Source organism: Variovorax sp. WS11 (assembly GCF_010499245.1).
Lineage (GTDB): Bacteria > Pseudomonadota > Gammaproteobacteria > Burkholderiales > Burkholderiaceae_C > Variovorax.
On the sequence record NZ_JAAGOW010000004.1, the window covers coordinates 751026 to 768774 of the forward strand.

The 17749-nt window shown below is 62.3% G+C and carries 16 protein-coding genes and 3 pseudogenes; 10 read left to right on the forward strand and 9 right to left on the reverse strand.

Annotation, left to right across the window (positions count from 1 at the left end):
- Positions 1 to 159: 159 nt before the first annotated feature.
- Complete coding sequence (locus GXN78_RS33015; protein WP_308812421.1) at positions 160 to 1167, reverse strand: site-specific integrase; 1008 nt, start codon at positions 1165 to 1167, stop codon at positions 160 to 162.
- Here GXN78_RS33015 and GXN78_RS33020 point away from each other — a divergent pair.
- The 6 genes and pseudogenes from GXN78_RS33020 to GXN78_RS33045 form a co-directional block, all read left to right on the forward strand.
- Positions 1166 to 1642 carry a hypothetical protein gene (locus GXN78_RS33020; RefSeq protein WP_164255859.1) on the forward strand — a complete coding sequence of 159 codons (477 nt, stop codon included), beginning with the start codon at positions 1166 to 1168 and terminating at the stop codon, positions 1640 to 1642. The two genes, GXN78_RS33015 and GXN78_RS33020, sit on opposite strands and share 2 nt — an antisense overlap.
- Positions 1643 to 1930: 288 nt before the next feature.
- Positions 1931 to 2278: pseudogene (locus tag GXN78_RS33025) on the forward strand (transposase); the annotation flags it as partial.
- Positions 2196 to 2588, forward strand: a complete 393-nt coding sequence (locus tag GXN78_RS33030; protein ID WP_164256089.1) for a DUF5372 family protein — start codon at positions 2196 to 2198, stop codon at positions 2586 to 2588. The pseudogene GXN78_RS33025 and the gene GXN78_RS33030, both read left to right, overlap by 83 nt.
- A gap of 56 nt (positions 2589 to 2644) precedes the next feature.
- A complete protein-coding gene (locus tag GXN78_RS33035) occupies positions 2645 to 2977 on the forward strand; it encodes a DUF6788 family protein (RefSeq protein ID WP_106558265.1) in 333 nt (110 codons plus the stop codon).
- 139 nt (positions 2978 to 3116) lie between these two features.
- A complete protein-coding gene (locus GXN78_RS33040; RefSeq protein ID WP_106558264.1) occupies positions 3117 to 5180 on the forward strand; it encodes a recombinase family protein in 2064 nt (687 codons plus the stop codon).
- Positions 5167 to 5865, forward strand: a pseudogene (locus GXN78_RS33045) (IS110 family transposase); the annotation flags it as partial. The gene GXN78_RS33040 and the pseudogene GXN78_RS33045, both read left to right, overlap by 14 nt.
- Positions 5866 to 6240: 375 nt before the next feature.
- Here the strand turns inward: GXN78_RS33045 and GXN78_RS33050 are convergent.
- Genes GXN78_RS33050 through GXN78_RS33075 form a run of 6 tightly spaced genes read right to left on the reverse strand, consistent with a single transcriptional unit; the run spans position 6241 to position 12387 of the window.
- Positions 6241 to 7032 carry a 3-hydroxybutyrate dehydrogenase gene (locus tag GXN78_RS33050; RefSeq protein WP_106558263.1) on the reverse strand — a complete coding sequence of 264 codons (792 nt, stop codon included), beginning with the start codon at positions 7030 to 7032 and terminating at the stop codon, positions 6241 to 6243.
- A 1-nt stretch (position 7033) separates the two neighbouring features.
- Entirely contained in the window at positions 7034 to 8029 is a 996-nt protein-coding gene (locus tag GXN78_RS33055) for an NADPH:quinone reductase (protein WP_106558262.1), read from the reverse strand.
- A 12-nt stretch (positions 8030 to 8041) separates the two neighbouring features.
- Entirely contained in the window at positions 8042 to 9364 is a 1323-nt protein-coding gene (gene fahA, locus GXN78_RS33060; protein WP_106558261.1) for a fumarylacetoacetase, read from the reverse strand.
- Positions 9365 to 9369: 5 nt separating this feature from the next.
- Positions 9370 to 10599: a CoA transferase gene (locus GXN78_RS33065; protein ID WP_106558260.1), complete on the reverse strand. Its 1230-nt coding sequence runs from the start codon at positions 10597 to 10599 to the stop codon at positions 9370 to 9372.
- Position 10600: 1 nt separating this feature from the next.
- Positions 10601 to 11362, reverse strand: a complete 762-nt coding sequence (locus GXN78_RS33070; RefSeq protein ID WP_106558259.1) for an enoyl-CoA hydratase/isomerase family protein — start codon at positions 11360 to 11362, stop codon at positions 10601 to 10603.
- Positions 11363 to 11397: 35 nt separating this feature from the next.
- A complete protein-coding gene (locus GXN78_RS33075) occupies positions 11398 to 12387 on the reverse strand; it encodes a tripartite tricarboxylate transporter substrate binding protein (protein ID WP_106558258.1) in 990 nt (329 codons plus the stop codon).
- A gap of 267 nt (positions 12388 to 12654) precedes the next feature.
- On the opposite strand from GXN78_RS33075, the gene GXN78_RS33080 reads away from it, so the two are divergent.
- Entirely contained in the window at positions 12655 to 13293 is a 639-nt protein-coding gene (locus GXN78_RS33080) for a TetR/AcrR family transcriptional regulator (protein WP_106558257.1), read from the forward strand.
- 385 nt (positions 13294 to 13678) lie between these two features.
- On the opposite strand, the gene GXN78_RS33085 is transcribed toward GXN78_RS33080, so the two are convergent.
- Complete coding sequence (locus GXN78_RS33085; protein WP_164256092.1) at positions 13679 to 13840, reverse strand: hypothetical protein; 162 nt, start codon at positions 13838 to 13840, stop codon at positions 13679 to 13681.
- Between the two features lie 119 nt (positions 13841 to 13959).
- Positions 13960 to 14334 (reverse strand): annotated as a pseudogene (locus GXN78_RS41630) (transposase); the annotation flags it as partial.
- 515 nt (positions 14335 to 14849) lie between these two features.
- Between GXN78_RS41630 and GXN78_RS33100 the strand changes: the two are divergent.
- The 3 genes from GXN78_RS33100 (at position 14850) to GXN78_RS33110 (ending at position 17748) form a co-directional block, all read left to right on the forward strand.
- Complete coding sequence (locus GXN78_RS33100; protein ID WP_106561481.1) at positions 14850 to 15131, forward strand: DUF5372 family protein; 282 nt, start codon at positions 14850 to 14852, stop codon at positions 15129 to 15131.
- 48 nt (positions 15132 to 15179) lie between these two features.
- Positions 15180 to 15512 carry a DUF6788 family protein gene (locus GXN78_RS33105; protein ID WP_106561479.1) on the forward strand — a complete coding sequence of 111 codons (333 nt, stop codon included), beginning with the start codon at positions 15180 to 15182 and terminating at the stop codon, positions 15510 to 15512.
- A 139-nt stretch (positions 15513 to 15651) separates the two neighbouring features.
- Positions 15652 to 17748, forward strand: coding sequence for a recombinase family protein (locus tag GXN78_RS33110; RefSeq protein ID WP_106561480.1), 2097 nt, complete (start codon positions 15652 to 15654; stop codon positions 17746 to 17748).
- The last annotated feature ends 1 nt before the right edge of the window (position 17749 follow it).

Genomic DNA, 17749 nt, shown 5'->3' on the forward strand with positions numbered 1-17749 from the left:
GCAGCGTCGCGGCAGCAGTTCGTCGATGCTGCTATGTGGCTCGCCAGCTTTGATGGGTCAGGTGTCAAGACGGAAGGGGCGTGAACAAGGTCGCGAGTCTCGAGTGGGTTGTGCCATCAACTGCGGGCGCTGTAGGGTCGTCGAACCGCCCCGCACCACTCAATCTTCGTCGAGCATCCGGCTGACCTTGCTGCCCAGCGCGCTTTCGGCGCGGAAGTAGCCCATCACGGTCGCCACGCTGTGATGCCCGGTCATGGCCATCGTCTCGGGCAGCGACATGTTTTGTCGGCCGGCTTCGGTCACGAACCCGGCCCTGAGCGAGTGCGCAGAAAACTTACCCTCCACCCCCGCCAACGTACATCGCGCCTTCACGATGTCGCGCACGGCCGCTGGCGCGAGCGGCTCCCCCAGATGACCGCCCTTGCGGATGCGGCGGAAGAGGGCGCCTTCCTGGATGCCTCTTTCCGCTAGCACGGCGAGCCACGCCTGCATGGCCTGCGCCGCACTGCCCACCAGGGGCTTCACGTCCTCGGGGCGCTGGGCGCCGGCCTGGTTGGTCTTGGAGTGCGCGAGCGTGTAGAGATAGGCGTTGGCATCGACACGTTGAAGGTTCTCGAGCGTGGCCGAGGCGACCTCGGAGCGCCGTCGCCCGCCGGTGGCCCATGCGAACAGGAGGAGGGCGCGATCGCGTTTTCCGCGCAGGGTGTCGTCGCAGGTCGCCAGCACCGCTTGCAGCGGGTCCTTGGTGAGCGCGCGCTGCTTGCGCGGCCGCGCGCCGCGCTTGGCGTAGGCGCGGCGCGTCTGGGCAAGGAGCTCGCGCACCAGCGGGTCGGCGCAAGGGTTCGGCGCCTTGGCCAGCTGGTGCGCCTTGGACAGCACCGCAATGCGGTGCACGAGCGTGTTGAGCGCCGGCACGCCGAGCCGCGTTTTGTAGCCGTTGGCCACCAGCGCCTGGTCGATGTCTGGCGGCAGCTCGCTCACCAATCCAGTCGACAGGCCAGCCTTGGAATCCGCATCCGCCGTGCGCGCGGCGTGGTCGACGATGAACTGGACGACCACGGGGACCGGAACGGGCATTCGCAGCACCTGGCCATAGCGCGCGGCGTACCAGGCGCACCAGTAGCGCATCGCCGAGGCATAGGAGGCGTACGAGTCGGTGGTCTGCATGCTATGGAAGTTCGCCCGCACGAATCGGCTGGCAGGGTACTTTCTGGGAAAGCAGCTGCGGGCCAACCCAGTGGACCCGTACCTGGGCCTCGCCCCGGGGGACATTGAGGTACCTATCGTCGCCCGTCTGCTCGGCGTGACACAGCGCAGCGTGCGCGAGGGGATGGACGCGGCGGCGCTGGATGGTTGCCGCTTCCTGCGATACTGCCCGCGCTGCATGTCGCTCGGCTATCACACGGTGGTGCACCAGCGCGAGCGCCACGACCGATGTCCGATTCATCGTGAGCCGCTTCTCGCAGCCTGCCGGCATTGTGGTGAAGCATCGGCGTACCGGCTCGATGCACAACTGCTGGATGCGCCGTTTCGCTGTCGGCACTGCCGGCGGTACTACGGTTCCAACTCCCCGCCACCGCTGCAGTGCACCGCGTTGACGCGCGAGCGTCGTATCGCGGTGACGCGAGCGGCGATAGGGTAGGGCGGCAGAAGCGCCCCCAGAGCTCCGGCGGTGACACATTGTCTTTGCACGTCTGGCGGTGAAGAGCGAGTGACACATTTCCTTCGCAAATTGCGCAAACCCTGGCTGGATGCGGCTTTGCCACCGATCGGCCCGTGCCCAGAAGACAAGTGACACATTTGCCTGCGCAAGAGTGAATGAAAGGGGCCTCCCCCTCCCGATTAAGCCGCTGCTTGTTGCGGCTGCCGGCAACTGAGTGCCACGATGGGGTTGCGAACTCCCATCTACTAACTCGGAAAGGAGAAGCCCATGACTATTCTGTACGTTGGTATCGATCTGGCCAAGTCTGTTTTTGCCATCCACGGGGTCAATGAAGCGGGCAAGCCCGAACTCATATCTCCCAAGGTGACACGGGCCAAGCTGGTGGAACTGATCGCGTCGCTACCGCCCTGCGTGATTGGGATAGAGGCGTGCTCCGGTGCGCACCACTGGGCGCGCCAGTTCATGGCGCACGGGCACACGGTGCGCCTGATGGCGCCCAAGTTCGTCAGCCCCTATCGAATGTCCGGCAAGCATGGCAAGAACGACGCCGCAGACGCGGCGGCGATCTGCGAGGCAGTGCAGCGCCCGAACATGCGCTTCGTGCCCATCAAGACGGACATCTCATACTGCACCTTGTGCTGATGCACTTGTAGACAGGGCAAGTATCCGTCACCCATTTCACCCGCTGTTCGCCAAGACCTTCGACGTAGTCAAGCGCCGACGCGTGTCCGGTGTGGACACGCTGACGCTGCGGCATTCTGAGCACGGCACGCTGACGGTTCCACGCGAGTGGACAGACCTGGCCGATCCGGACCCCTTGGTCACACCAGGGCAAACCGCGGCGCGCCTGAACGCGCGTCGCTTGCTCGAGCTGGCTGCGTTGCTGCGAGAACTCAACGCTCGCGAACCCGCCGCCGAGACTTGACGGGGAGCGCACAATGGTGGCACTATCAGTACAGTCTTATACGTGTTCTGACAAAGATGGAGAACAAGACCTCCTCCTCTCTTCGGAGACGCCGTGCGCAGCTGCTACGCACGCTGCCGTCCATGGAACACCTGTTGCGCGGCTCGATCATCGAGCGCTACCTGCGTTGTGGGAAACCAGGGTGCAAGTGCGCCCAAGGCGAAGGTCACGGTCCCAAGTACTACCTCTCGGTGAGTTTCCCTGGCCAGCGTCCGCAGATGAGCTACGTGCCCCAGGGCGACTACGAGGCAGTCAGCCAGCACCTGTCGAACTACCAGCTGCTTCGCACCGCCATCGAAGAGATCTGCGAGATCAATCGCGAACTACTGCGCCGCAGAGAGGCGCTCTGAGATGCCGGGGCGGACGAGTTGAACCGTCGAGCCGCCCCCGCAATCGATACCGTAGCCGCTGGCGTGGTGCTCACCAGCATGGTCCAGAGTTGGCTCGACGCTCACCGCAACTGCGATCCATTGGCGACGGAGGCGAGCGATGAACGGCAAGATCACCGAGGAGCACCGGCGCAAGCCGGCGTACGTGTACATACGTCAATCGACCCCGAGTCAGGTGCGTCATCATCAGGAGAGCACCCAGCGCCAGTACGCGCTGCGGGAACGGGCGTTGGAACTGGGATGGGAGGAGAGTGCGATACGGGTGCTCGATCGGGACCTGGGCCGCTCGGCGCAGACGGCGGGTCGGGAGGACTTCAAGACCTTGGTGGCAGACGTGTCGATGGGACAGGTGGGAGCGGTGTTTGCTCTGGAGGCGTCGAGACTGGCCCGCTCCAACGTGGATTGGCACCGCCTGCTACAACTTTGCGCGTTCACCGACACGCTGGTCATCGACGCGGACGGCTGCTACAACCCTGCCGACTTCAACGACGGGCTGTTGCTCGGGCTCAAGGGCACCATGGCGCAAGCCGAACTGCACTTCTTGCGCGCCCGCCTCCAGGGTGGCAAGCTGAACAAGGCCAAGCGCGGTGAACTGCGTGTCCCACTGCCGGTGGGACTTTGCTACGACGCACGAGGCCAGGTCGTTGTGGATTCGGATCAGGAGGTGCGTGGCGCCATTGCACTGATCTTCCGGCAGTTCCAGGCAAGCGGCAGTGCCCACGCGGTGATGCAGTGGTTCGTCACCCACCAGCTTCGCTTCCCCAAGAGGCGCCACGGCGGCGTGTGGAACGGCAAGCTGGAATGGGGAGATCTGACTTACGAGCGCACCTTGCAAGTGTTGAAGAACCCGTCCTATGCGGGGGCCTACACCTTCGGTCGGCATCAATGCCAGCGGGGGCTCACGCCCGACGGGGAAGTTCGCAGCCATATCAAGACGGTCGAGCGCTCACAGTGGCGGGTGCTGTTGCTCAACCATCATGAAGGATTTGTTGACTGGGAGCAGTTCGAGCGCAATCAACTGCGCTTGGAAAAGAACCGTACCAGCGTGCCGCCGATGATTCCGGGAGGAGCGCCACGCGAAGGTGCCGCGCTGTTGCAAGGCCTGCTGATGTGCGGCAAATGCGGGCGTCGGCTGTGCGTGCGCTACAGCGGCAATGGCGGGCTCTACCCCACCTATCTCTGCGGCGCCAAGCACCGCGAAGGCCTGTCAACCAAAGACTGCATGAGCGTACGGTGCGACCCCCTAGATGTGGCCGTTGCCGAGCAGGTGCTCGACGCACTACAACCAGCCGAATTGGAACTCGCCATGAGCGTGCTGACGAATCTGGAGGGACGTGATCAAGCGCTCATGCACCAATGGAGAATGCGCCTCGAGCGCGCCGAGTACGAGGCAGCCCTGGCGGAGCGGCGATACCAGGAGGCCGATCCCAGCAATCGTCTGGTCACCAGTACCTTGGAGCGTTGGTGGAATGAGGCGCTATTGCGCGTGGAAGAAATAAAACATCAGAAAGCCGAGGCCCAACATCGCACGGCGCAGGTGATCACCGAGGAGCAAAGAGCTGAGGTGATGACGCTGGCGCGGGAGCTGCCGCGCCTATGGAATGCCCCCAGCACTTCAGCCAAGGATCGCAAGCGAATGCTACGTTTGCTAATCAAAGATATTACCGTCGAGAAACGTCTGGCGCCCAAGCAGGCGGTGCTGCACATCCGATGGCAAGGCGGCGCCTGCAGCGACGTGACCGTAGAACTGCCGTTGCCGCTTGCCGACCGCGTTCGCTGCTGCGAAGTTACAGTAGCTCGTGTGCGAGCGCTTGCGCGCAATCTGAGCGATGCGCTGATTGCGCAGCAACTCAACCGAGAGAGAGTCAGAAGCCCACTTGGCAAGGTATTTAACGACTCGATGGTCAGATGGATTCGCTGGCGCCACGCAATCCCCGCACCTATGCTCAAGAAGGCCGAGGAATTGACTGTTCCGCAGATCGCAAAGCGCTTCGGAGTCAGCGTCAGCAAGGTCCATTATTGGATTGCACGCAAGATACTCGCTGCACGTCAGCTGAAGTCGAGAGGGCCATACTGGATCACGCTCGATGAGCTCACCGAGCGAAAGCTACGAGCGAGCCAACCGCAAGGATCGAAAAGCGCTGCTGTGAGAGGTGCAATATGAAATCATCGTCAAGAGCCTGGAGCAGCAATCGCAACTGAGCGTGCATCGAGTGCGACAGGGATTTGTCGAGCAGCGCACCGCAACCATCAACCGAATTCGCGGGTTACTCAGCGAGTTCGGCATCGTGCTCCCGCTCAAGGCGTCGACGGTGCGCAGCCAAGCCATGGCGTGCCTGGAGGATCTGCCCGGCTGGAGCAATACCGTCGTCGGCGATCTGCTCAGCGAATTGACGCGGCTGGACGAGCGGATCGCGCTCTATGACCGACACATCGGACAGATGGCGCGCGCCGATGCCCGAGCTCAGCAACTCATGCTTCTGCCAGGGATCGGCCAAACCACCGCCACTGCAATGGTTGCGATGATCGGCAACGGTCATGAGTTCAGGTGTGGTCGCCAGTTTGCCGCCTGGCTTGGCCTAGTGCCCAGCCAGTACAGCTCGGGCGGCAAGGCGCGACTGGGGCACATCACGAAGACAGGGGACTCGTACATGCGATCGCTGCTGGTTCTGGGTGCCCGTGCGGTACTCCATGCTGCTCAGAACAAAACCGACGGCCTCAGCCGATGGGCGGCGGCGCTGTTCTCGCGACGCGGCTACTGGCGTGCGATCGTGGCCATCGCTGCAAAGAACGCGCGTATGGCCTGGGCCGTACTCTCCCGAAGGGAGCAGTTCACGATGCTGTTGTAGCCTCGGATCGCCATTCCCACGGGGGCATCGAAACCCCCATTTCCACCGCCGCTTGACGGCTCGTCGTGATGAACCAAGGTTGGACCTGCGCGGGGAGTGCCTGAAACTGTGTCGGAGGGTCAACGCCATCCTCGAAGAGTGAGTGAACGAGGTCTCCGCGCGCGTCTTTCATCAGGGTCCGCAGCAAAAATGCATGCTGCAACATGACCGTTTGTAGACCAGCCAGTCCGCACCCTTGTCTCGCGTCCGCCTGTTCAACGGCCCTACTCGTCGATCCCACTCCCCAGCGATCGCGCATGCGTGATTGCTGTGCCGAATATTGCTTGCAATTGGGTGAGGCCCTTGTAGACCACAGTTGGTTTTTGCTACGGTTGACTATTGTGCTGTCCATCCTCCGTCCATCGCCAAGCTGACGCCTGTTATGTTGTCGGCAGCAGAACTGACCAGGAAGCGAACTGCGCCGGCAACTTGGTCTGTGGTCGTGAATCGGCAAGTCGGTTCCTTTTCGGACAGCATCGAGCTGACCACCTCGTCTCGGCCGCTGTTCGATCGCTCCATCCGCAGAGCGATCTGGGCCTCGACCAGGGGCGTCAGAACCCAACCGGGACAGATGGCGTTGCAGGTGATACCGGCTTTCGCATTCTCAAGCGCAGTGGCCTTGGTCAAGCCCACCACCCCATGCTTCGCTGCGACATAGGCAGCTTTCTCCTGCGAGGCAACGAGACCGTGCACGGAGGCAATGTTGACAATGCGGCCATAGCCTTTCGCCTGCATTGCGGGCAGCGCCGCTCGCGTGGCGTGGAACACCGCGCTGAGATTGATGGCCAGCACGTCGTCCCAGCTTTCCGGGGAGAAGCTCTCGATCCTGTCGATGTGCTGGATGCCAGCGTTGTTCACCAAAAGATCCAGGCTTCCGTAGGTTTCCTGAATCCCCCGGACGAGTCTGCGTGTCTCTTGCGGATCCCGCATGTCGGCATCGAAATGCCTCACGGGAAACTTCGCCCGCGCGTTCGTTGCATCCAGCGCCGCTTGGACTTGAATCGGATTGCCCTTTCCGTGCAGAGCCACTATCCAGCCATTCTCGGCCAAGGACTTCGAGATCTCCAACCCGATTCCGCTGGTGGAGCCGGTGACCAACGCCACCCGGGCATTTGCTTGCTCTGTCATCTCACTGGTCCGATACCTGCACTATCACGGCGCCTGACCTGTTGCCGGACTCGACGATCTCGTGCGCCCGTGCGCATTCTTTGAGAGGAATGACGGTTGAAACAGCCACGTCAAGCGCGCCGGTCGAGAGCAACTGGTTGATGCGGTCGGCCGCCGCGCCCCTTTCCTGATTCGTCAGGAGGTAGACCAGCAGAAGCTCCAGCCGCACCCCCTTGAACATCAAGGTGTAGAAAGGCAACTCGGGCTTTTGTGTCTTGGCGGAGCCGTACGCGACAACGGTGCTTCGTTCGGACAGAAGATCCGCGACGGCCTGGATGTTGTCGCCGAACTCCACTTCGACCACATGGTCGAGGGATCGGCCGTCTGTGGCGCGAAGCACCTCTTCGACCAGGTGAGCGCTTTTGTAGTCCACGAACGCATGTGCACCCAGTCGAAGAATCCGCTCCCTGTCGGTCAGGCTTCCCGATGCCACCACGAAGGCTCCCGACTGCCTGGCGAACTGAACCGCGAGACTGCCGACCGTGCCACCGCCTCCACTCACCAGCACGACTTTGCCTTCGACAGGTCTGTAGCCTGCGACGGCGTGGCAGGCAGTCAGTGCCGGGATGCCCAGTGCTGCCCCGACGTCGAAGGGCACAGAGTCGGGCAAGGAGAAAGCCAGGGATTCGTCGATGACGAGGAACTCCGCTGCTGTGCCCCGGGCACGTCTCCACTGGGCATTGGCGACCCAGACACGGTCACCCGGGGTGAAGCGGCTCGACGGCCCGCCCAGCTCCTCGATGATCCCGGCGCCGTCGCTGTGCGGAATGATCTGCGGGTAGGCCATGGAACTCTTGCCGCCCCGCAGGCCAGCACGGGCCTTGACGTCGGAGGGGTTGACGCCCGATGCGCGAAGCCGCACCAGAACTTCGCCAGGCCCCGGCGTCGGCATCGGTCTTTCGCCGTACTGCAGCACGGTGCGCGCAGGCCCTACGTTTTCATACCAGACTGCTTTCATCGTATCAGCACCTTAAATTTGCCGTGCAGGGGTGACGGTTGCGAAGTTGGACCCGAAGCCAATGCGCCGAAAGTCCCCGCGTTCGCACCATCCCTGCAGGATGATTTTGTCGCCGTCTTCCACGAAGCTGCGCTCCTCGCCATTGCCCAGATCGAGGGGCTTGCGGCCCGCTTGGCTCAGCTCTATGAGCGATCCAGCGTTCTCGGGTTGCGGATCCGATATCGTGCCTGTTCCCAGCAAGTCGCCCACGCGCAGATTGCATCCTCCCGCCGTGTGGTGGGTGAGCATCTGCGCGACTGTCCAGTACTGATGAGCGAAGTTGGTCGTGCACAACACGCGCGGATCGGAGCCGGATGCACGCATCGCAGCGGTCTCGACCGACACCTTCAGGCGAATGTCGAATGCACCTCGTTCTCTGTTGGCGGGACTGTCGAGATAGGGGAGCACCGCAGGGCCGTCGAGCACCCTCTCCACAGCGCTCCTGAAGGGTGCGAGCGCTTCCAGCGTCACGATCCACGGTGATAGGGTGCTTGCGAAATTCTTTGCCTGGAACGGTCCCAGCGGGGTCATCTCCCAAGCCTGGATGTCGCGCGCCGACCAATCGTTCAACAGGCAGATTCCGAACACGCTGTCCTCGGCCTCGGTGATCCCGACAGGCTCTCCTAAGGCGTTCTCCCGGCCGACGAAGACGCCCAGTTCGAGTTCGAAGTCCAAGCGGCGGGTCGGACGATACACAGGGGTCCCCGTGGTCTCATCAAGGACCTGACCGTGGGGTCGGGGGAACTGGTGGCCCGTCATCCCGATTGAGGATGCGCGGCCATGGTAGGCCATGGGCAGCCACTGGAAGGCGCGCGCCAATTTGTACGCGGGGTCCAGCAGGAGCCCCCCATTGATTGCGTGATGGATCGACGTGAAGTAGTCAGTGTAGTCGCCAATCGCGACCGGCACCGCATGTTCCACTGCTGTCTGCAATACGAGGCATTTGCGAGCGGCGTCGACGGTCTCCGGCGCCGCGTTCGCGTTCAGAAGGTCGAACGCAGCATGTCGAAGCGCCTGCCAAGCCGGAGCGCCCATCGCCATGAAGCGGTTGAGCGTCGCATCGAGGCATGCGCTGGCGGCTTGCAGCGCCAGCCCATCGAGGAGTCCGCTGGCATGCAGCCGTCCGAGGTCGAGCACGCTGTCGCCGATCGCAACGCCCGCGTGGAACGGCTCCTGGCTGCTGGTGCGAAAAACGCCGTACGGCAGGTTTTGGATCGGGAAATCGCAAAGCGGCTCGTTTGCAGCAGCCACCCAGCTTCGCGCCCCGGGATCGTGGGTTCGATTCAGCGAGTTCATGGCATTCAATCGAAAGCTCCCGCCGCACTGCGCCGCGAGCGGAGTACGCCACTGGCCCGCAAGCTATCAATGTCCGCAGGGTTCCAGCCCAGTTCATGAAGAATGTCCTCGTTGCTCTCGCCCTGAAAATAGGGAAGACCCGGGGCCGGCAGCACTGCATCGCCGAAGCGCCAGGGTGCGCCGGGCATGCGCAGCCTGCCTCCGTTGCGGTCGTCGACTTCGACCACGGCGCCCCAATGGGCGGCCCACTCAGATTCGGCGAGTTCAGCGGTAGTACGCACTACGCCGATCGCCAGGCCTGCTTCACTCACCTGGGCCTGCAGTTCGTCGAGATCGGAGAAGGTCAGGATCCAAGCGCGAACCTCATCCAGCAGCGGCTTGAGATTCTGGGCTCGAAGCTCTGGGGTAGCGTACTCCGGTCTCTTCAGCAGGTCGGTGCGTCGCATCATCGCGCAGTAGCTCAGGAACGTAGGGGTGAACACGGGGCTGGACGCGATCGTCAGTCTTCGCCCGTCTGGAAGCTCGAAGATCGGGGACTCGGGCGCGCCCAGCGCATATGGTTCGCCATTCGTCTCAAGCCCGGACATCAGCGCACCCGCGCGCTCATTAGCAGACAGCATCGTGGCGGCCATCGATACATCGACGTGCTGGCCCCGGCCGGTCCGCTCTCGATGCTGTAGCCCTGCAAGCACCGCGATCACGCCTTGCAAACCGGTGTACACGTCCGCATGGCTGCACGAGTCGTTGCGAACATCGGCAAGCGCATCGCCGTAGTGATCGACGTTGATGGCTGTGAGGCCCGTTTCCGCCTGAACCGTTGGTGCAAAAGCTGGGCGATTGCGCCAAGGACCGGATTGCCCGTAGCCGCTCATCGAAACGTACACCGCCCTCGGATTCGTTTGCACAATGTCCTCGAAGCCCAGGCCGAAGCGTGCCAGTGTGCCCGGTCGGAAGTTCTCGACGATGACGTCGGCGGATCGGCAAAGCTCCTTGACGACTTCTCGTGCTTCGGGATAGTTCAGATCCAGGCTGATGTTGCGCTTGCCCGCGTTCTGTTGAACGAAGTACAGCGACATGTTGTCGACGTATGGAACCCCGGCACGGCCCACGTCGCCGGCTGGAGGTTCGATCTTGATGACGTCTGCGCCCAGATCGCGCAACGTCTTCGTGCAGTGGGGACCGGCCAGCACCCGTGTGAAGTCGACGACACGGATGCCCGAGAGGGGAGCGCTCATGTCAGTTCCCCTCGAACGTTGCAGTGGCAGGGCGTCCGTCGCGGGCGAACGCGGCAAGGCCTCGCCGTTGGTCTTCGGATCGCCACATCCACTCGTTGACCTCATACTGCTTGGCGTCGGCGGACTTGCTCCCGCCTCTGACGGACAGATCGGCCAGGAGCTTGATGCCGCGATACGCGACTGTGGGCCCAGCTGCCAGTTGCCGCGCCCACGACATCGACACCGCGGCGAGTTCCTGCTCCGGCGTCACCAAATTGATGGCGCCCCATCGTTCCATGGCCTTTGGGTCGTGGCGGCGTCCGAACATCGCGAGTTCCTTGGCGCGCGCGGGTCCGACGCGCTGCGCGATGCGCTGCACCCCGCCTAGTAGCGGCAGCAAGCCAAGGGAAGCCTCTGCCATGGCGAAGGTCGCGGTGTCGGCTGCGATGATCATGTCGCACATGAGGGCCAGTTCCAGTCCTCCCCCGAGTGCTGCACCTTGGACCGCTGCCACGATGGGCAGCGGAATGTCTTCAAACTTCGCCCACAGCGCTTGGAGTGCCTCCTCGTTCGGCCTCTCTTCGTAGATGACGTTCAGGTCGGCGCCCGCGCAGAAGTGGCGCATGGAGCTGCGCAGCAGAATCGATCTGGAGCCGCTGTCCACACCTTTTTGGAGCGCCTCCCCCAAATCGGCGAGCGACGCCATGTTCATGAGGTTGTGAGGGGGCTTGCACATGGTGACGACGCCGACAGCGCCGTCTTGCTCGAAAGTGACAGTGTTCATGATGTGGGAAGGGGATGGGTTGCTGGGAAGGGATATCAGTTGGTGTCGAAGCGCACGACCTTGGCTGCGGCCTCAACCTTCTTGATCTCGGCCGCGAAGAAGTCCTCGGTTTGTTTGACGTCCTTCAGATCAAAGACGGTGGCTCCGACCGTGACTTGGCGGCCACGCCATTCCGGGGACAAAGTGTGCGCGCCGAACACCTTGTTCAGGCGTTGGATCACTGCTTCCGGAACTTGCTTTGATGCAAATACGCCCGACCAGATGGTGTAGGCGAAGTCCTTCACTGCAGCGCTCTCGTTGATAGTCGGAACGTCGGGCAGTTGGGCGCTCCGGGTATTGGCTGCGAGGGCGATGGGCTTGACATGGCCGGCCTGGATAAACCCGAGCAAGGGGCCGGCCAAAGGGAAGAAGGTCAGGTCTACGTTGCCGCTGGTCAGGTCAGGCAGGACAGGTGCTGCACCCCTGTAGGGGACTTGGAGCAAATTGATGCCGGCCCGGGCGGCGAAGTCGGCGCCCGCGACATGGGTGATGGAGCCGTTCCCCCAATGACCGATCGAGAGTGGCTTGCCGGGGTTCGCCTTCGCATATCGAACGAGGTCGTCGACCTTCTTGAACGCATGCTTGGGGCTGCTGATGAGCACCAGTTCCGATTGCTGCGTGATGGCGACGGCACGGAAGTCATCAGGCTTGAACCGCGCGGAAGGCACGATCTTCGGCGCGAGGATCAGGTCGCTCGCCACGATGCCCAACAAGGTATGGCCGTCCGGGGCTGCCTGCAGAACACTCATTGCGGCGATTGAGCCGTTCGCGCCACTGACATTCTCGACTACCGCCGGCTGGCCAAGTTGTTGAGGAAGCGACGGTGTGTAGTCGCGAATGGCAACGTCCGCGGGACCTCCCGCCGGGTACGCCACCTTGATGACGACCGGCTTGGTGGGGAAAGTCTGAGTGTGTCCCGCCAGCGGCACGAGCAAGGCAAGGGCCGGGATAATGAACTTCATCAATACCTGACGTGACGTGAACATGAAGGTCTCCTTTTGGTAAGCATTGTTAACCTCAAGTCTACTGTTGGCTGTCGCTTCTGGTTATCAGTGCTTACCCGGAGTGAGGCGCATACGCCTGCGGCAGCCGCGACTGGCGATCGCATCCGACTCAACGATGTCTCTCGGGGTGAGGGGAGATGTTGCAGGCGGCATCACCACGGACCAAGCCGTCGTCGGCAGCGCAGCGTGTCTGCTTGCGGCAAAACCAGTTAATCTGACACGTTCAACAACATTCGAACTAGGCTTGAGATGACCGGCAGGAAGAAAAGTACAGGAAGAGCAAACAGCAACGGCGAGATGGGTCTACGCGACGCCCTCGTTGCCGAAGGCCGCAAGATGTTTGAGGAAGAGGGCGCCAAGGAGATCAGCTTGCGAGCTCTGGCCCGTCGGCTCGGTGTTTCCGAAGCTGCGCCGTTCAAGCACTTCTCCGGAAAGGAGGAGTTTCTTGCCGCTATTGCGAGCAGCGGCTTTCATGAACTACGGGACAAACGGCGGAGGATCGAGGCGCGCGAGAAGGATTCCTTCACGCGGTCGCGCGCCATGATGCTCAGCTATATCAAGTACGCGATGTCCCATGAGGGATTGTTCAACCTGATGATTGGGCCGCGACTTGCCGAGTTCCGAGACGGCGAGTTCGGAACGGCCGGGCTGGAATCATTCAACATGTTCTCGAACGCCATTCATTCGCTGGCAGTTGAGCATGGTTGGCCGAAGGAGTCGCTGGAGTTGCTGTCTCACACGGCCTGGGGGCTGGAGCACGGCATTGCTGCGCTGTTGTTGGCAGGCGTCGTTCCACAAAAGGAAAGCTCGCTCAATGTCGACGAGCTTGTTCGGTTTGCGATCGACCTCCTCCTTCGCGCTATTGAGGCCGGTCCGCCAGAGGCATGAATTCGATGCATCGAAGAAGCTGATCGAGTTCGCTGAACAACAGACCAAAGCGTGTGTGCCTGCACTCCCCGTCGCGGTCGCGTGCGGCGTCGTAAAACCACCTATGCGCAAAGGTCGAGGCGATGTGCTGACGCTCACGCCGACCCCTTGCCGGGGCGTACCACGGCATGGGTTTGCCCAACCCTGGCTTGTCAACGAGCACCGAGCCTTGGGCGTGGCGTTGTACGCAGCCCATTTGGTGGCGCGGTAGTAGCGCGTGCTGGCCTGGGTTCATTCATGCGACGCGGCTACCAGCGCGGCCGGACGCCGCTACCAGCGCAGTCGCGCCGGGCGCCTGGCCCACGCGGCGCGTTCACGCCGTTGGCGCCAGCGTCGCCAAGAGTGCTCATCTGAGCAGCGCACCGATCGGTCGGCGCATGCGCGAGCTGCGGTCTTGGTACCGCGTGAGGTGAACTTCGGCGAGATCACTAAAGGCTACACGCTGACTGGCAAGCCGGCGGTCAAACGCCAGCGCATGCCGCGCCTTGAGATAGACGACGGTGGCCACGTACTGCTTGGCAATCAGCGACGTGACCCACGGCTCGAGGTGCGCCGCCAAAGGCCCGGTGGCGAGACTGGCGAGCGCACCGGCGCTCTCATAGTGTAGTGCGCCACTCAGATATGTACTTATCTTTTGCTTCTTGCCAGCGCCGCCTTGGCGCGCGTGACCTTGGCCAGAATGTCGTTGGCGCTGGCGGTCCAGATGAACGGCTTGGGGTTGCCGTTGTGGTGCTCGACGTAGAGATCGATCGCCAACTCCAGTTCAGGCACGCTGGTGAAGCTGTCGCGTCGGATGCGGTTCTCGGAGATGTCGCGGAAGAAGCGCTCGACCATGTTGAGTCACGACGCGCTGGTAGGCGTGAAGTGCATGACGAAGCGCGGGTGCTTGGCCAGCCAGGCCTGCACGTCGGGGTGCGTGTGCGTGCCGTAGTTGTCCACGATCAGGTGCAGCTGCAGGTGCTTGGGCGTCTTGCGCTGGATCAGGCGCAGGAACTGCAGCCACTTCTATGGGGACTTCTATGGGGACTCTTTTGTCAAGTCTTTTTTAAGATCGAATCGATAAGAAGTGGTATTTCATGGCGGCGCCCGGGTGTTGGTGAGCGGATGAAGACGGTGGCCGTGACATTGGTGATCCATCCTGGGGTATGGCGAGCGTTCGAGCCAGTGCTCGGACGAACTTCTATCCGTGCAGGGCGTGGACGCTCTGCACCTCATGCTGCATGCGCGCGTAGCGCACTGGCAAACCCCCGTTACCGGCGCGCCCCATCTCTTGGGACGGTCACCATGCAGTGACCCGTGGCTGCAGCGGGCGCGTCGACCTTTGATCATGATGATGTGTTCCTTGGCCACCGTGCGTTTTTTAGAACAGGGCTGCTCGGGATTTCAAGCATTGGCCGGCTTGAGCAAGGCCCCGGCCGGGATCTCGCCGTACTGCAGATAGCGCCACAGCGCGATGACCAGTTTTCTCGCAAGGGCCACCACGGTTAACGTCAACTGCACTCTCGTCCAACCAGTCGTTGGGTTGGGCCGAGATTCGGCATCCGTTTCATCCACGTAGGGGGCAGCGCTTTGCTGTACTGAAGGCGCGATACGTTGCGGGTGTGGACACGCTGATCCTTCGGGATGATGGCGAGCGCCTCAGCTTCGCCATCGCTCGCGAATGGACCGACCTCGCCGCGCCCAATCCATCCCAGCGAGTTGACGGCTCGACGGCTCGGCTTGACCTGGGCTCGCTGTGCGATCTGGTCGCGCTGCTTGAGATCCTGGCAGCTCGCTCGTGCGGAGGGCTTGTCAAATGAGCGTTCATGAACTATTGTCGGACCAGTTATATCTGTGGTCCGTCAAGAATGACAGAGCCGACCTCTTCAGCCCTCAAGCGACGCCGCAGGCAACTGCTGCGCAAGATGCCGCCGCTGGACGCTGTGCTTCGGGGCTCCTTGATCGAACGCTACAAGCGCTGCGGCAATCCAAACTGCAAGTGCGCAGAGGGTCCCGGACACGGACCCAAGTACTACCTCTCGGTGAGCTACTCGGGCAGGTCGCCTCAAATGGACTACGTCCCCCAGGCCGAGCACGCGCAGGTATGCGAGCACCTGGCCAACTACGCCCAAGTGCGCGAGATCTTGGAGGAGATCTCCGAGATCAACCACGAACTGCTGCGTCGGCGAGAGCCACTCTGAGGTGCAACGGTGAGCCAGGTATCACCCCTGTCGCCCACCGTCCCCATCGATCTCTCAGTTGGCGCGACTCTGTTGGCCAACATGCTGATCGCCATGATCGAGGCCGACCCGACGCTCATGTCCAGTGTGGAGGCCTGCGATGAACACGACCATCACTCAAGCGCACCTGAGCAAACCGGCGTACATCTACGTGCGGCAGTCGACACCGGGTCAGGTGCGTCACAACCAGGAGAGCACCGAGCGCCAATATGCGCTGCAGGACAAGGCACGGGCCATGGGGTGGCCGCAGGGGTCGATCCGCGTGCTGGATCGGGACCTGGGCCGCTCGGGGGCACAGATCGCCGGTCGCGAGGACTTCAAGACGTTGGTGGCGGATGTCTCGATGAGCCAGGTCGGAGCGGTGTTTGCCCTGGAGGTGTCGCGCCTGGCGCGCTCGAGCCTCGACTGGCATCGGCTCCTGGAACTGTGTGCCCTGACGCACACCCTGGTGATCGATACCGATGGCTGCTACGACCCCGCGGACTTCAACGACGGACTGGTGCTCGGAATCAAGGGCACGATGGCCCAGGCCGAACTGCATTTCTTGCGCGGGCGCCTCCTGGGCGGCAAGCTGAACAAGGCGCAGAAGGGTGAGTTGCGCTTCCCCTTGCCGGTAGGCTTTTGCTTTGACGACCACGACCGCATCGTCATGGATCCCGACGACGAAGTGCGGGGGGCCGTGCAACTGGCGTTTCGAGTGTTCCGGGAAACGGGCAGTGCCTACGCCGTTGTCCAACGCTTTGCAAGGGACGGCCTGCGCTTCCCAAAGCGCGCCAATGGAGGTGTGTGGGCTACCAAGCTCGTTTGGGGTCGACTCAGCCAGAGTCGTATTCTGACCCTGCTGAGGAACCCGATGTATGCCGGCAGCTACGTTTTCGGCCGCCGCCAGTACGCCAGAAGCATCACCCCCGAGGGCGAGGTGCGCAAGAATGTGCGGGCGGTCCCCATGCCGGAGTGGCGTGTCCACTTGCGTGAACACCACGAGGGCTACCTCACCGTGGAGGAGTTCGATCAGAACCAGCGGCGCCTGGCGAATAACCGCAATAACGCGGAAGGGACCGTGCTCAGCGGTCCGGCACGCGAAGGCCTTGCGTTGCTCCAGGGAATGCTGTTGTGCGGCACCTGCGGGCGGGCGGTCCTAGTGCGCTATCAAGGCAACGGCGGCATCTATCCCACCTACCAATGCACTTGGAGGCGCCGCGAAGGGCTGGCCACGAAGAACTGCTTCAGTGTGCGCACCGAGCTGCTCGACGACGCCATCTGCGCAGAGGTATTCAAGGCCCTGAAGCCAGCCGAACTCGAGTTGGCCTTGGCAGCCTTGAACGACCTTGAGCAGCGCAACCAAGCCGTCATGCGTCAGTGGCACATGCGAATCGAGCGCGCCGAGTATGACTGCGCATTGGCCAAACGCCGCTATGAAGAAGTCGACCCGTCCAATCGCCTGGTCGCCGCAAGCCTTGAGCGCCGCTGGAACGAAGCCATGTTGCACATTGACGAAGTCAAGTCCGAAGCCGCAAATTTCCAGACCCAGAAGGCCCACGTCGTGACGCCCGAGCAGAAGACGAAGGTTCTGGCTCTGGCTCGTGATCTGCCGCGCGTCTGGCGCGCTGCGACGACCCAGTCGAAGGATCGCAAGCGGATGCTGCGACTGCTCATCCGCGACATCACGGTCGAGAAACTCACTGATGCGAGACAGGTCGTTCTGCACGTTCGCTGGCAAGGGGGTGCCTGCACCGACACCACGATTCCTCTCCCAAGCCCGATCGCAGACCAAATGCTTTACCCGCGCCAGATCATCGAACGCATACGAGAACTGTCCAGCCGGCTCTCCAATCAACAGATCGTCCAGGCCTTGAATGAAGAGGGCCTTCGCAGTCCGCGTGGACTGCCAATTACGCGGGCAATGATCAAATGGATCCGCATTCGCTACGCCGTGCCTTCCGTCTGTCTGATGCGTCCAGAAGAGCTCACAGCCGGGCAACTTGCTGATCGCCTATCCGTGAGTGTCTATTTTGTTCGCTACTGGATAAAGCGCGGAGTTATTGATGCACGCCATCTCGGCGCACAGGGCCCCTGGTGGATCACGATCACCGACCAACAGGAGCAGCAACTCCGTGATCGCATACGCACCTCAGGTCACTTGAAGAACCATCGCGAGACGCTACCCGACGTCTATCATCCCAACTCTCAGCTGTGAG

Bases quoted from the DNA above. Each gene is read 5' to 3' on its own strand.
- GXN78_RS33050 (WP_106558263.1), bottom strand. From the start codon at position 7,032: ATGACAGAGCAAGCAAATGCCCGGGTGGCGTTGGTCACCGGCTCCACC.
- GXN78_RS33070 (WP_106558259.1), bottom strand. From the start codon at position 11,362: ATGAACACTGTCACTTTCGAGCAAGACGGCGCTGTCGGCGTCGTCACC.
- GXN78_RS33015 (WP_308812421.1), bottom strand. From the start codon at position 1,167: ATGCAGACCACCGACTCGTACGCCTCCTATGCCTCGGCGATGCGCTAC.
- GXN78_RS33110 (WP_106561480.1), top strand. From the start codon at position 15,652: ATGAACACGACCATCACTCAAGCGCACCTGAGCAAACCGGCGTACATC.
- fahA (WP_106558261.1), bottom strand. From the start codon at position 9,364: ATGAACTCGCTGAATCGAACCCACGATCCCGGGGCGCGAAGCTGGGTG.
- GXN78_RS33035 (WP_106558265.1), top strand. From the start codon at position 2,645: ATGGAGAACAAGACCTCCTCCTCTCTTCGGAGACGCCGTGCGCAGCTG.
- GXN78_RS33075 (WP_106558258.1), bottom strand. From the start codon at position 12,387: ATGTTCACGTCACGTCAGGTATTGATGAAGTTCATTATCCCGGCCCTT.
- GXN78_RS33030 (WP_164256089.1), top strand. From the start codon at position 2,196: ATGGCAAGAACGACGCCGCAGACGCGGCGGCGATCTGCGAGGCAGTGC.
- GXN78_RS33105 (WP_106561479.1), top strand. From the start codon at position 15,180: ATGACAGAGCCGACCTCTTCAGCCCTCAAGCGACGCCGCAGGCAACTG.
- GXN78_RS33065 (WP_106558260.1), bottom strand. From the start codon at position 10,599: ATGAGCGCTCCCCTCTCGGGCATCCGTGTCGTCGACTTCACACGGGTG.
- GXN78_RS33040 (WP_106558264.1), top strand. From the start codon at position 3,117: ATGAACGGCAAGATCACCGAGGAGCACCGGCGCAAGCCGGCGTACGTG.
- GXN78_RS33080 (WP_106558257.1), top strand. From the start codon at position 12,655: ATGACCGGCAGGAAGAAAAGTACAGGAAGAGCAAACAGCAACGGCGAG.
- GXN78_RS33020 (WP_164255859.1), top strand. From the start codon at position 1,166: ATGCTATGGAAGTTCGCCCGCACGAATCGGCTGGCAGGGTACTTTCTG.
- GXN78_RS33055 (WP_106558262.1), bottom strand. From the start codon at position 8,029: ATGAAAGCAGTCTGGTATGAAAACGTAGGGCCTGCGCGCACCGTGCTG.